This window comes from Aureicoccus marinus, assembly GCF_002954325.1.
Lineage (GTDB): Bacteria > Bacteroidota > Bacteroidia > Flavobacteriales > Flavobacteriaceae > Aureicoccus > Aureicoccus marinus.
Genome location: NZ_MQVX01000001.1, coordinates 861,597 through 873,733, shown reverse-complemented (window position 1 = coordinate 873,733; position 12,137 = coordinate 861,597). Strand labels below are relative to the sequence as shown.

General features: G+C 46.6%; 15 protein-coding genes. 13 read left to right on the top strand and 2 right to left on the bottom strand.

Annotated features, from left to right (window positions below; all coding sequences use genetic code 11):
* Nucleotides 1–3 precede the first annotated feature (3 nt).
* A complete protein-coding gene (locus tag BST99_RS04105) occupies nucleotides 4–1,479 on the top strand; it encodes a M14 family zinc carboxypeptidase (protein ID WP_105000673.1) in 1,476 nt (491 codons plus the stop codon).
* A 3-nt stretch (nucleotides 1,480–1,482) separates the two neighbouring features.
* On the opposite strand, the gene BST99_RS04100 is transcribed toward BST99_RS04105, so the two are convergent.
* Complete coding sequence (locus BST99_RS04100; protein ID WP_105000672.1) at nucleotides 1,483–2,568, bottom strand: VWA domain-containing protein; 1,086 nt, start codon at nucleotides 2,566–2,568, stop codon at nucleotides 1,483–1,485.
* 163 nt (nucleotides 2,569–2,731) lie between these two features.
* On the opposite strand from BST99_RS04100, the gene BST99_RS04095 reads away from it, so the two are divergent.
* From BST99_RS04095 to BST99_RS04055, 11 genes are all read left to right on the top strand, one after another.
* Nucleotides 2,732–3,178, top strand: coding sequence for a (2Fe-2S)-binding protein (locus BST99_RS04095; protein ID WP_105000671.1), 447 nt, complete (start codon nucleotides 2,732–2,734; stop codon nucleotides 3,176–3,178).
* 12 nt (nucleotides 3,179–3,190) lie between these two features.
* Nucleotides 3,191–3,439 carry a twin-arginine translocation signal domain-containing protein gene (locus tag BST99_RS14890; RefSeq protein WP_317046109.1) on the top strand — a complete coding sequence of 83 codons (249 nt, stop codon included), beginning with the start codon at nucleotides 3,191–3,193 and terminating at the stop codon, nucleotides 3,437–3,439.
* A complete protein-coding gene (locus tag BST99_RS14885) occupies nucleotides 3,436–4,029 on the top strand; it encodes a molybdopterin cofactor-binding domain-containing protein (protein ID WP_317046108.1) in 594 nt (197 codons plus the stop codon). Before BST99_RS14890 ends, BST99_RS14885 begins: the two co-directional genes overlap by 4 nt.
* Entirely contained in the window at nucleotides 4,026–5,357 is a 1,332-nt protein-coding gene (locus tag BST99_RS14880) for a xanthine dehydrogenase family protein molybdopterin-binding subunit (protein WP_317046107.1), read from the top strand. Before BST99_RS14885 ends, BST99_RS14880 begins: the two co-directional genes overlap by 4 nt.
* 2 nt (nucleotides 5,358–5,359) lie before the next feature.
* Nucleotides 5,360–5,614, top strand: a complete 255-nt coding sequence (locus BST99_RS04085; protein ID WP_105000670.1) for a MoaD/ThiS family protein — start codon at nucleotides 5,360–5,362, stop codon at nucleotides 5,612–5,614.
* Between the two features lie 10 nt (nucleotides 5,615–5,624).
* Entirely contained in the window at nucleotides 5,625–6,611 is a 987-nt protein-coding gene (gene moaA, locus BST99_RS04080; RefSeq protein ID WP_105000669.1) for a GTP 3',8-cyclase MoaA, read from the top strand.
* Between the two features lie 61 nt (nucleotides 6,612–6,672).
* Nucleotides 6,673–7,746, top strand: a complete 1,074-nt coding sequence (locus tag BST99_RS04075) for a HesA/MoeB/ThiF family protein (protein ID WP_105000668.1) — start codon at nucleotides 6,673–6,675, stop codon at nucleotides 7,744–7,746.
* Complete coding sequence (locus BST99_RS04070; protein WP_105000667.1) at nucleotides 7,743–8,528, top strand: sulfite exporter TauE/SafE family protein; 786 nt, start codon at nucleotides 7,743–7,745, stop codon at nucleotides 8,526–8,528. The genes BST99_RS04075 and BST99_RS04070 overlap by 4 nt, the downstream gene beginning before the upstream one ends.
* 4 nt (nucleotides 8,529–8,532) lie before the next feature.
* Entirely contained in the window at nucleotides 8,533–9,729 is a 1,197-nt protein-coding gene (locus BST99_RS04065; protein ID WP_105000666.1) for a molybdopterin molybdotransferase MoeA, read from the top strand.
* A 4-nt stretch (nucleotides 9,730–9,733) separates the two neighbouring features.
* Nucleotides 9,734–10,747, top strand: a complete 1,014-nt coding sequence (locus BST99_RS04060) for an XdhC family protein (RefSeq protein WP_105000665.1) — start codon at nucleotides 9,734–9,736, stop codon at nucleotides 10,745–10,747.
* On the top strand, nucleotides 10,737–11,330 hold the full coding sequence (locus tag BST99_RS04055; RefSeq protein ID WP_105000664.1) for a nucleotidyltransferase family protein: 594 nt from the start codon (nucleotides 10,737–10,739) through the stop codon (nucleotides 11,328–11,330). The genes BST99_RS04060 and BST99_RS04055 overlap by 11 nt, the downstream gene beginning before the upstream one ends.
* Here BST99_RS04055 and BST99_RS14280 read toward each other — a convergent pair.
* Nucleotides 11,327–11,485: a hypothetical protein gene (locus BST99_RS14280; protein WP_181044143.1), complete on the bottom strand. Its 159-nt coding sequence runs from the start codon at nucleotides 11,483–11,485 to the stop codon at nucleotides 11,327–11,329. The two genes, BST99_RS04055 and BST99_RS14280, sit on opposite strands and share 4 nt — an antisense overlap.
* Before the next feature lie 52 nt (nucleotides 11,486–11,537).
* On the opposite strand from BST99_RS14280, the gene BST99_RS04050 reads away from it, so the two are divergent.
* Nucleotides 11,538–12,089, top strand: coding sequence for a hypothetical protein (locus BST99_RS04050; RefSeq protein ID WP_105000663.1), 552 nt, complete (start codon nucleotides 11,538–11,540; stop codon nucleotides 12,087–12,089).
* Nucleotides 12,090–12,137: the final 48 nt, after the last annotated feature.

The window sequence follows — 12,137 nt, the reverse complement described above, 5'->3', positions numbered from 1 at the left end:
CCCATGATATTTCGCTTTTCTCTGATCTTATTTGCTTTGCTTTGTTTAGTTTCCCCTGCGATCGGTCAAACCAAGCTGACACAAAAGAGTTTCGAACAGTACGAACGCTATCAGGAAAAAAGCCTGGACAAACGTCGAATCAAACACGAAGAATTACAACCGCTGATCGAGAAGCTCGAACGACATCCCGCTTTCGAGGTCAACACTGTGGGCTATTCTATTGAAGGCCGAAGTCTATCCCTGATCAGCATAGGGAGAGGAGAAACGGACGTTTTTATGTGGTCTCAAATGCATGGGAATGAACCGACGGCGACACAATCCATCTTCGATGTGATCAACTGGTTTAAATCCCCTGATTTTAAGGAAGAAAAACGAGCCATTCTAGCCAAACTAAGAATCCATTTTTTACCGATGCTCAATCCAGATGGAGCAGAAGTCTTTCAAAGAAGAAATACCCTGGGAGTCGATATCAACAGAGACGCCTTACGTCTTGCTTCCCCGGAAAGTCAGGTGTTAAAAAGAGTTCGGGATAGTTTGAATGCAGAATTTGGTTTCAACCTGCATGATCAGCAGATCTACTACAATGCCAAGCGTTCAGAGAATCCGGCAACGATCACCTTTTTAGCTCCTGCTTACAATTACGAAAAAGACATCAATACCACCCGGGCTGATGCTATGAAAGTAATCGTTTATTTGAATCGTTTAGTTCAAGAGCACATACCGGGTAAGGTGGGCAAATGGAATGACGATTTCGAGCCTCGCGCTTTTGGGGACAATGTTCAAAAATGGGGTACCAGTACCATCTTAATCGAATCCGGAGGTCGACTCGGGGATCCCGAAAAACAATACATCCGCAAACTGAACTTTTTGTGCTTTGTGGGAGCCTTTGAGAGCTTGGCCAAGAAGTCTTTCACCAAAATGCCGCTATCAGAATACGAGGCGATTCCCCAAAACGATTTCAAGCTGTTTGACTTAAAGATTACCAACCTGACTTACCTGATACAAGGCAAACCTTATGTATTGGATTTGGGAATCATGCGACAAGAGCGGGACGACGAAGACCACCGCTACTTTCATTTTGAAGGGCGTATCGCAGATCAAGGTGACTTATCGACCTATTACGGCTACCAAACCTTTGATGCCACTGGCTATACGGCTGTTGCCCCTAAAGTCACTTACAATACCACCCAGGCCGAAAACGGGATGTTGTTCCTGGTAAACGACGAGGAATTACTCAATAAGGGAGTGGCTTATGTCCGTGCGGATGGGGTAAACCCAGAGACTCGTTTCACCAAGAGTCCCCTTCATATTGTTCCCAGAAAATTTGAGTTACCTCCTTTTTCTTTGAAGGTAGGGATGAACCCAACCTTCTTCCTCAAGAAAGACGGTAAGCTCACTCATGCGGTCATCAACGGTTTCTTATTGGAACTGCCGAATCCTGACTACAGCAACTTCGGCAACGCCTTGATTATTCGGTAAGCCTTACTGACACCCCCCGGTGAAGCCATCGGAATCAAATCGGGTCTGCACAGCCCCTTGGCCGTCTTCCTGAATCAATTGAATGACCAGGTTGTTGAAGCCACTGCCATCCCTTTTCGGAGAACAGTATTCAAAGAGGTAGAAGCTACTGGCCGCTTGAGAAACGCGATCAGAAATAGCGCTAAAGGTCTGCTCTAGCTCTTCTTTGTCTTGCGCGATCACACTAAAGGTTTTACCAATTGCGGTGAGCACATCGGTTTCAATTTCCGCTCCTAAACCAATGGTGTAAAAAGAAATATTGGGATCGGCAATTTCGACCACACGCAAAGCCTCTTCTTCGGTATAACGAGAAGCCTGATCAGAACCATCTGTAAAGAGGACAATACTGGCGGCGGTCACAAAAGAGTCCTGCAAATTATCCACAATCAATTCTTCGGCAATCTCTGTCGATTTAATGACAGCTCCATACAAGTCCGTCGACGGGTCTTGACTAATGCCCGGCTCTATACCGGCAATAGCCTCGGTCAGTAAAGCCTTGGAAGAGGTAGCCTCTTGCAACAGGTGCAATTCATCCTCTCCATCGAACCAGTAAATCGCCATTTGTACCGATTCGTTTTCTACCTCGGGCAGCACCTGGTTTAAAAAGCTGGTAGAAGCCGTTTTGAGTTCCTCCAAACTGCTTTCTAAAACAGAATTACTCAAGTCCAAAACCAATAAGGTATTGTTACTGAATATCTGGGCGTTAGGTGAAATTCGCGCAAAGGATTCCGAAGAAGAAACCGGGTTGAAGCAGGCGTCGTTCCGTCCTTGCTCATAAAGTCTAAAATCAGAAGCCTCCAAACCGCTGACCGGGGTACCATCAATGGCCGTGGCCCTGAGTAAAACCGAAACCTTACCCGGCAGTGTTGTAAACTGTTCCTGAATCGATAAGAAATAGCTGTTGTTGTCTAAACCAAGGCAGGGATCGGGCTCTTCACCAAGGCCATATATGCTGCTGTTCAGGTTGCGGTTGTTGGTGACCAAACGGTTGTCACAAGCCGCAAATAGTAGGCAGAAAACGAGCAGGGATAGTCCAATGAATTTTTTCATTTGAAGCGATATAGGTTCAAATCCAGAACGAAGATAGAGGGAAAATCATTTGGTCCTTCCGTTAAAATTGGCTTTAAAGAAGTGTTAAAAGCGAATTCCAGCTGTTAAAGACCACCAAATTCAATCGGAAATCAATAACTTGAAGATCACTAAAGAACCTAAAATGGAAATCAAAGTCAACGGCCAAATGCACACGGTTGACGTGGATCCGGACACCCCTGTACTTTGGGTACTTCGAGACCACCTCAATCTTGTAGGAACAAAATTCGGATGTGGGATAGCCCAATGCGGCGCCTGCACCATACACTTAGACGGAAATGCGATTCGCAGCTGCAGTTTGCCCATCGGGCAGGTACAGGGCGAAATCACCACCATCGAAGGCTTATCTGAAAATGGAGATCACCCCGTACAGGAAGCCTGGAAAAGCCTTGACGTACCACAATGCGGTTATTGCCAGGCAGGTCAGATGATGACGGCCAGTGCTTTCCTAGAAAAGAACCCCAATCCGACAGATGAAGAGATACGCAACGTCATGCACGGAAACATCTGCCGTTGTGCCACTTATAACCGAATTGAAAAAGCAGTCCGCCTGGCTGCTGATAATTCTTAAAATCGCCTCCTTATGAAAACTATTAGCACCAACGTTAGCAGAAGAGGCTTTATGAAGAGATCTGCCCTTGCGGGGGGAGGACTCTTAATCGGTTTCAATCTGTTCGAAGCCTGTAAGCCTACCGCCGAACCACCAATCGATTTAGCTTCTTTGGATTACAGTGAGTTCAATGCCTTTATTGAAATTGCCGAAAATGGAGCCGTGACGATTTATTCGCCCAATCCAGAGATCGGCCAGGGGTCAAAACCTCCATGCCCATGATCATAGCCGAAGAACTCGAAGTTCCTTGGGACATGGTTCTTGTCAAGCAAGGAGTTTTAGACAATGTGAATTATACCCGCCAGGTCGCTGGAGGAAGTCAATCCATCCGTCATGGGTGGGATGCCCTTCGCAAAACCGGGGCAACAGCGCGACAAATGCTCGTCAATGCTGCGGCGGCTCAATGGAATGTTGATGCCAGTCGATGCAAGGCGGAGCAAGGAGTCGTTAAACACCTGGACAGCGATCAAGAACTGGGTTACGGTGCTCTGGTGAATGCCGCGGCTAAACTGGAGATCCCTGAAGAGGTAAGTCTCAAATCACCTGCTGAATATAAAATCATTGGTAAAGACGCCATCAATGTAGATTTGGATCACATTGTGACCGGAAAGCCTTTATTTGGTTTGGACTACAAGGCAGAAGGGATGCGCATTGCCAGTGTCAAAAGGCCCCCAGCATTTGGACTAAAACTCAAGAGTTTTGATGCCAAACAAGCCGAAGGAGTTCAGGGTGTGGAACAAGTCCTTCAGTTCGGTGATAAAATCGCCGTAATTGCAAAGGACACCTATACCGCCATGAAGCGAAAAACATGATCAAAGCGGAATACGAGGAAGGGACTCCTCTAGAAAGCTCTTCTGATCACAGCGCCGAATTAGATAAGATTCTAAACGGAAAAAAGTTTGAGGTAAAGCGTGAAGACGGGAATGTCGAAAAAGCCTTTGCCGAGGCGGATCAGGTTATTGAAAGAACCTATTCCAGTCCTTTCTTGCCCCACAACTGCATGGAGCCCATGAACTTTTATGCGAATGTCACGGAAGACAAGGTACATCTGGTCGGGCCTATTCAAACACCGGCTTGGACGGCCAACCGTGTGGCTACGCTGCTCAAGCGTAAACCGGAAGATATTCATTTGGAAATGACCCGGATGGGAGGTGGCTTTGGACGCCGTTTATACGGTGATTTTGCCCTGGAAGCAGCAGAAGTATCTTCTTTGGCTAAAAAACCGGTAAAAGTGGTCTTTTCCAGGGAAGATGATATGGAAGATGGCATCTACCGCATGGCCATCAAATACCGAATTAAAGCCGGTATCAAAGACGGGAAACTGACCGCCTATCACCTAAAAGAGGCAGCGGTTAATTCCAATATGTACGACTTGATTCCGAACTTCTTTCCGGCAGGAGCCATCGAGAATTACAAAGTAGAAACCGGAAATTACCAGAGTAATATCACTACCGGAGCCTGGCGAGCGCCATACACCAATTTCTTAGCGAGTGCGGAACAGAGTTTCTTTGACGAACTAGCCGAGGCGATGGGGCAGGACCCGATTGAAATGCGTATGCAGCTTTTGGACAAGGTCAAGAACAATGAAGCCGCTAATGTGGAGTACTCCGCTGAACGCATGCAGAAGGTTATCGAAATGGCCGTTGAAAAATCGGGTTGGGGCAAAAAAGAAAAAGGGATCTATCAAGGGTTTGTGAATTACTATTGCCACAATACCCATGTGGCAGAAGTGGCCGATGTAGAAGTGGTCAATGGACGCGCCGAGCTCAAAAAGATCACCTGTGTTGTGGATTGTGGTATTGTCATCAATCCTACCGGAGCCAAGAACCAGGTCGAAGGTGGGGTAATCGATGGAATCGGACACAGCATGTACGGGGATTTTGGTTTTGATAAAGGAGCACCTTTGGCCAACAACTTTGATCGCTACCGTTTAATCCGAATGAGAGAAGCTCCGAAGGTTGAAGTTCACTTTATTGAAAATGAACTTTCTCCAACTGGACTCGGAGAACCCGCTCTACCACCCGCAGGAGGTGCCTTGGCCAACGCCTTGTATGCCGTTTCGGGTAAACGCCTGTACAGTCAACCTTTTGTGGATCATCCTGAGGCCTTTATTCCTCAATCAAAACCAGTGATTGGCTAAGTATGGCATTGTTGTTTTTTGGGCAAGCCCGAGAGATTGTTGGTGTAGAAGAGGGGGAGTGGTCGGTTCTGCTTGAAGAAAAGGAAAACTTCCCTAAATCGGTAAAGGAATTGCGGACTGCGCTTTTAGCTGCCTTTCCAGCTTTAGGAGAACTAAGCAGTTTGGCCATCGCCGTAAATGCGGATTATGCCGAGGAGGATACACCCTTAGAATCAACCGACGAAATTGCCATAATTCCACCGGTGAGTGGAGGATAGAAAGAGAAGCATGCTGAAGGATAATCACGGAAGACGAATTAATTACCTCCGATTAGCGGTTACAGATCGGTGTAACCTACGCTGCAATTACTGTATGCCGGCAGAGGGTATTGCTTTTAGCAAGCAGGAGCACCTGCTCAGCCTCCAAGATATGCAATTTATAAGTCGTTCGCTGATCGAAATGGGGATTGACAAAATCCGCCTTACCGGAGGAGAACCCTTTGTTCGAAAAGAAGTACCTCTGTTACTCGATTTTTTAGCAGAACAAAAGGGACTTAAACACCTCTCTATTACAACCAATGCGACCTTAATCGGCCCTTATATCGATCGTTTCAAGGACTGGGGATTGGATGAAGTCAACATCAGCCTTGACGCCATTGATGCAGAGTCTTTTAAGCGCATTACCCGCCGAGATCAATTCGATTTGGTTATGGAAAATATCCACAAACTAATCGATGCGGGTATTCATGTAAAAATCAATTGTGTCGTTCTCACCGGTCAAAACCAGGATCAATTGGTTCCTATGGTGAACTATATGAAAGAACTCCCGGTAGTGGTGCGCTTTCTGGAAGAAATGCCCTTTAATGGGGGCAGTCGCGATTTGAGCCCTGGGCATTGGAACTACAAAAAAATACTGGAACACCTTCAGGAGCATCTGGGTACCCTTGAAGAAGAGGTCGTTCCTTTAACCGCCACTTCAAGAGAGTTTAAAATTGAGGGCTACCGCTGTACTCTTGGCGTTATTCCAGCCTATAGCCGGACGTTTTGTGCCAATTGTAATCGCTTGCGAATCACCGCTAAAGGGGAAGTGATCACCTGCTTATACGGTAAAGGGCAACTTCAATTGCGAGATGTTCTGAGACGCCCTAACGGAGAGGAAGAATTCGCAAGTCTTATGCAAAATGTCCTTCTAAGGAGAGCAAAGGATGGATTCGAGGCCGAAAAGGAACACCAAGAAAAGGTATTTGGATCCTCGATGACCTCCTTAGGCGGATAAACCAATTTGCGGCATCCAGTGATGAATTCGATTATTTTCTATTCCTCCAAGAACAAGACCCATGTTTGATCCCGAAGAAAGACAGAGGTATATTCGACAGTTTGACCTTTCGGGCTTTGGCGAATCTGGCCAGCAAGACCTGAAGAAAGCCAAAATATTAATAGTTGGTCTGGGTGGATTGGGCATTCCTGTGGCACAAATTCTCAATGGCATGGGTGCCGGGGAATTAGGCCTTTTGGATGGCGATCGGGTGGAAGTGCACAACCTGCACCGCCAATCCCTTTACCGAGAAGAAGATATTGGGCGTTCCAAGGCAGAGGCTTTGAAAGATCTACTGCAGGAGCGCAATTCCTTTACCAAACTGCATACTTTTTCTGATTACATCAATGCCGATACGGCCCTGGACCTAATCGCTTATTATGATGTCGTCGTTGATTGCACAGACAATTTTGGAACCCGTTATCTATTAAACGATGCCTGTCTGATAAAAAACAAACCCTTGGTGCAGGCTGCTTTGCAAGGGTTTCAGGGGCAATTAAGTGTCTTTAATTATCAGGAAGGCCCAACCTACCGTTGTTTGTTTCCTAAACCTCCAAGGGCAGATGAAATCCCCAGTTGCGATCAAAACGGGATTCTTGGAGCTATGCCATTTCTTGTGGGTAGTGCGCAAGCCTTGGAAGTGGTGAAGGTCGTATGTAGATTGCCCGGAATTCTGAGTGGCTCTTTGCTCTTGATCGATGTGCTGACGCACCGACAACAAAAGATCCGCTTCAAGTTAAAACCAGAAAACAGAGAAATCAAAGAACTCGAAGACCTGTACGAGGTCCCTTGTGCTTTTGATATTGAGGTCATTCGTAGCTGGGCTACCTTTTTTGAGGAGCAAGAGAAGAAGAGCTCTGAGCTGATCGATGTTCGCGAATCCACTGAATTAAAAGGCGAGATTGCATCAGCACATCTTCCTTTAAGTCAACTGGAAAAAGAAGCGCCTAGTTACCCATGGAAATCAGGAACGGATTACTATTTGTTTTGTCGTAGTGGAAAGAGAAGTCTGGAGGCACAAAAATACCTGCAAAACAACCACCCGAAATGCCGTTTTTACAGTATAATGGGGGGAGTTGAGGCCCTACCAGCATGAGCTTAGACCCTTCCACATACCTGCTGCTTCTATTCGGTTTTTTCTTGGTAGCCACCCTCTATTCCTCTGCGGGTTTCGGCGGAGGATCCAGTTATCTTGCCCTCTTGGGCCTTTTACTTTTACATGAAAATCCCGCCGCTAACAGCGACCAAATCGCATCGATTAAGGGACTGGCCTTAATTTGTAATCTTGTGGTTGTAGGTGGAAGCTCTGTCGTGTTTTATCGGCAGGGACTCTTAAAATCGAAATTATTTCTACCCTTTGTGGTCTTTAGTGTCCCTTTGGCTTTTTGGGGTGCCACTCTACGATTGGACTACGAGGTATTTTTCATCTTACTGGGAACCCTGTTAATCATCGCCGCTATTCCTTTATTGGTTTCTTTTCGATCGGACGAGAAGTCAGCTAAGACCCTGTCCTACCTCCAAAGAGGTGGATTGGGCGGTGGAATCGGATTTCTTTCGGGACTTGTCGGCATTGGCGGAGGTATTTTTTTAGCCCCTATCTTGCATTTAATGCGCTGGGAATCGGCACAGAAAATAGCGGCCCTAGCCAGTTTTTTTATTGGGATTAATTCCCTGGCTGCCTTGATTGGCCTTTGGGGTAGCGCGCAATGGAACAGTCCGCAACCTCAGGACTGGGGCCTGGTTCTGGCGGTGCTCCTCGGCGGGCAATTAGGGGTGCGCTGGACCACACGAAAAATAAGACCCTTAATTATCCGCAGAACGACGGCAATTTTGGTTCTGCTGGTGGGTATTCGTATTTTGTATCAAAGCCTGAATTAGAACTATGATCACACCAGCAGAGGCGCATCAATTGATCTCCGAGCATCTCTTTAAGCCGGAGAAAGAAACACTCTCCTTCGAGAAAACACGCGGAAGGATTTCGGCAGAGCCTATTCTGGCCGATCGCGATCTTCCCCCTTTTAATCGGGTGACCAAAGATGGGGTTGCACTCCATACTGCGAGTTTTGATCTGGTCAATAGGGAAGGGGTAATCGAAACACTGCGAGCCGCTGGTGATCCCCAATACCGCTTAAAGGACCCTGAGAAAGCCGTTGAAATTATGACGGGCTCTCCATTACCGCTGGGCACCGACGCCGTGGTGATGTATGAAGAAATAAAAAGAGAAAAGAATCGTATCCTGCTTCAAGAAGAAGTCACCCCCGGACAAAACATACACCCTCAAGGCCAAGATGCGCAAAAAGGAGACGTTCTCTTAAAAGCCGGTTCTCGAATGGGGTCAGCTGAAATTGGCTTATTGGCCTCTGTCGGCAAGACTGAATTACAGGTTCATTCTGTACCTAAGGTAGCTATTGTAGCCACTGGTAATGAATTGGTTTTACCCCACGAAGAACCTGCTCCTCATCAGATTCGCATGTCCAATGTATACAGCCTGCAGGCCGGACTGGAAGAATTGGGTATTCCCTGTAGTATTCAAATCATAAGAGATGACAAAGAACTCTTGCGTCAGGATTTGGCAAGCCTACTCGAACAAAACGACCTGCTGATTTGTAGCGGAGGAGTATCCAAAGGCCGTTACGACTACCTTCCGGAAGTATTGCCAGAACTCGGAATCCAGAAAGTCTTTCATCGTGTAAGGCAAAAACCAGGTAAACCTCTATGGTTCGGAGCCGATCGGACGAAGGGTAAAGTGGTATTCGCCCTGCCGGGTAATCCAGCGTCCACCTTCTCAAACTTTATACTGTATGTGCTTCCTTGGTTGCGAAAGAGCCTCGGTCTGGAAACCAAGGCCGAAAGGGTGGTGATGAAAGAGCACTTCTATAATCCTTCTGATCTCTGGAGGCACATCCAGGTAAAGCTGGTATCCGTACAAGGACAGTTGAAAGCTGAACTTCTGACGGGTAACGGCTCCGGAGATTTAGTCAGTCTGGCGCAGGCGGACGGCTTGATTAGCATTCCTCCACAAAGCGCGGTAGAGGCCGATGAGCCCGTTGCTTATCAGTCCTTTCAATTAATTTTATAGCGACATGACCCACGAATGGTTTACACTTTGGACCCATTATAAAGAGCGCCACAAAAATGAGCGTTTTGTATTGGCTTCTGTTGTTCATCTTGAAGGCTCCTCCTACCGCAGACCTGGAGTACGCATGCTGATATCCGAACAGGGAGAACGCGTAGGGGCTGTTAGTGGCGGTTGTGTCGAAAAAGAAGTGCAGCGACAGGCAGAAGCAGTTTTCGCCTCACAAAAACCCAAAATGATGCAGTATGATGGTCGTTATCGTCTTGGATGCGAAGGCATATTGTACCTCTTATTAGAACCTTTTGATGTAGACGAGGATCATTTCGAAGCTCTAGACCAGAGCTTTAATCACCGAAAGTCGTTTCAACTACAGAGTTACTACTCCCTGGATATGAATGCCGAAAAAGGCCTGGGAACGATATGGAGCGAAGAAGGCAATTCATGGCCACTATCGTCTGAAGTTACAACAGGAGGCCTCTGTTTTAAACAAGAACTAAGTCCCCGCAAGAGATTACTCATTTTTGGAGGAGAACACGACGCGGTGGTGATTTCGGCTATGGCAGCTGCTCAAGGCTATGAGGTTGGTGTGGTGACGGACCCCAAAGAAGGAAAGAAGACCGATGATTTTCCGGCTGCACACCACCATGAGGAATGGAGCGCCGGACAGGAAGTAAAACAAATGCACTGGCCTTCGGATCAGCAAACCAATATCCTGGTGATGAGCCACAATTTTGCTCGGGATTTAGCATTTCTTGGAGCCTTATCAGAATGTCCATTTGCTTATTTGGGAATTCTGGGTCCGGCGCACCGGCGGGAAAAACTGGTTGAAGGCTTATTTGATCATTTCCCCAGTGCCCCCTTGGAATTTCCAGATCGATGGAATGCTCCGGCAGGACTGGACCTCGGCGCAGAAAATGCAGCAGAAATTGGGCTCTCCATCCTTTCCGAAATTCTTCTTTTAGAAAGGGGTCATAGCGGGGAACGATTAAAACATAAGAAAGGGAAAATCCATGGAAGCTAAATCCACGGTCGCCCTTTTGCTGGCTGCAGGCGAATCCAAACGCCTTGGTCGACCCAAACAATTACTTCCTTATAAAGGCAGGACCTTACTCACGCATACTTTTGAGGAATTGAAGGTTTGTTGCGATGATGTCCTGGTGCTCACGGGAGCTCATCGAGAAGCGGTGGAAGCCGTTCTTCCCGTTGAAGCCAACATCCTCTGGAATCCTAATTGGAAGCAAGGCATGGGATCGACTATTGCCATGGGGGTTAAAGAATTAGTAAACAGGACTGGGGTTGAGACCATCTTGATTTCGACCTGTGATCAACCGGGCTTGGGACGTTTTCATTTTGAAGAATTGTTAAAAACCGCTGAGAAAAATGAAGGCGCTGCTACCGACTACGGAAAAAGGGGAGGCGTACCTGCAGTATTTAGCAGATCTGTTTGGTCAGCATTAGAACAATTAGAAGGCGATAAGGGAGCGAGGGACCTGATCAATTGCGAACAACGAGACATCGAATGGGTCCAACCGGTTGGATCGGTCTTTGATATTGATACTGAAGAAGATTTTTTGAAATTAACAAGAAATCCCTTTCAGGATTAATCCCCGACCGGACGGATGATCACGCCGGGTTTAGGAACTCCCTGAGGCTTAGGTTTTTCCGTATTTTCTTTTGGCTTATCCGTTTTGGGCTTGTCGCTTTCGGCTCCCATTTTTGGAGAAGTGTAAGCCGAATAGGTCGTTGGTTCTGTGGGCATAACGTTCTTCTTTATCCTATATTAGTAAAAAAAACCAAACGAACCAAAACGCATGACCCCCCTTAATTTTATTAGGGAAAGCCGTAAATGGAAAGTATTCAACAAGATTGCAGTTTACTTTTCAAGAGGGGGAACTATCATCGGATTTTTCACCGGAACGGTCTATGTTCTTCTCGATATCTACAGAGAAGATGGCGAAAGGCTTTCGGGTCCCTTATTTCTTGGACTGGTATTTTTTCTCATCGCTGCCTTTCCCGCTTTTCTCTACTATGTTTGGTTTTTTCAGATTACCCCTTATATCGATAAAAGCGTTTACGATCCATCGGCACGCGATATCGATGAATACTACAGAGGGACCTTTCGTAAGGATTACTTTAAATTAATTGGACTAGGAATTGTACTCATCAGTGGTTCCTTGTTATCGGTTATAAGTCTAAGTGACTATGAGCCTATAAGCAGAATAGCCCCCCACCTGGATCCAGCATTTTTAAAAGGGTTTTGGATTGTACTTCCTTCCCTACTCTTGTTGCTCTGCATTGGCATTTTTGTCCTCTTAAAGAAGGCTTTGCCCGATCTTTTTTGGAGGAAGAGGAAGAAGAAATGAGTACCCCCCCCTGAGTAGTTCGGCTAATGGGAAATCCTTAGGTATACT

What these genes read in the sequence shown, in the direction of transcription:
- BST99_RS04105 (WP_105000673.1), top strand. Translation starts at nt 4, where the DNA reads ATGATATTTCGCTTTTCTCTGATCTTATTTGCTTTGCTTTGTTTAGTT.
- BST99_RS04100 (WP_105000672.1), bottom strand. Translation starts at nt 2,568, where the DNA reads ATGAAAAAATTCATTGGACTATCCCTGCTCGTTTTCTGCCTACTATTT.
- BST99_RS04095 (WP_105000671.1), top strand. Translation starts at nt 2,732, where the DNA reads ATGGAAATCAAAGTCAACGGCCAAATGCACACGGTTGACGTGGATCCG.
- BST99_RS14890 (WP_317046109.1), top strand. Translation starts at nt 3,191, where the DNA reads ATGAAAACTATTAGCACCAACGTTAGCAGAAGAGGCTTTATGAAGAGA.
- BST99_RS14885 (WP_317046108.1), top strand. Translation starts at nt 3,436, where the DNA reads ATGATCATAGCCGAAGAACTCGAAGTTCCTTGGGACATGGTTCTTGTC.
- BST99_RS14880 (WP_317046107.1), top strand. Translation starts at nt 4,026, where the DNA reads ATGATCAAAGCGGAATACGAGGAAGGGACTCCTCTAGAAAGCTCTTCT.
- BST99_RS04085 (WP_105000670.1), top strand. Translation starts at nt 5,360, where the DNA reads ATGGCATTGTTGTTTTTTGGGCAAGCCCGAGAGATTGTTGGTGTAGAA.
- moaA (WP_105000669.1), top strand. Translation starts at nt 5,625, where the DNA reads ATGCTGAAGGATAATCACGGAAGACGAATTAATTACCTCCGATTAGCG.
- BST99_RS04075 (WP_105000668.1), top strand. Translation starts at nt 6,673, where the DNA reads ATGTTTGATCCCGAAGAAAGACAGAGGTATATTCGACAGTTTGACCTT.
- BST99_RS04070 (WP_105000667.1), top strand. Translation starts at nt 7,743, where the DNA reads ATGAGCTTAGACCCTTCCACATACCTGCTGCTTCTATTCGGTTTTTTC.
- BST99_RS04065 (WP_105000666.1), top strand. Translation starts at nt 8,533, where the DNA reads ATGATCACACCAGCAGAGGCGCATCAATTGATCTCCGAGCATCTCTTT.
- BST99_RS04060 (WP_105000665.1), top strand. Translation starts at nt 9,734, where the DNA reads ATGACCCACGAATGGTTTACACTTTGGACCCATTATAAAGAGCGCCAC.
- BST99_RS04055 (WP_105000664.1), top strand. Translation starts at nt 10,737, where the DNA reads ATGGAAGCTAAATCCACGGTCGCCCTTTTGCTGGCTGCAGGCGAATCC.
- BST99_RS14280 (WP_181044143.1), bottom strand. Translation starts at nt 11,485, where the DNA reads ATGCCCACAGAACCAACGACCTATTCGGCTTACACTTCTCCAAAAATG.
- BST99_RS04050 (WP_105000663.1), top strand. Translation starts at nt 11,538, where the DNA reads ATGACCCCCCTTAATTTTATTAGGGAAAGCCGTAAATGGAAAGTATTC.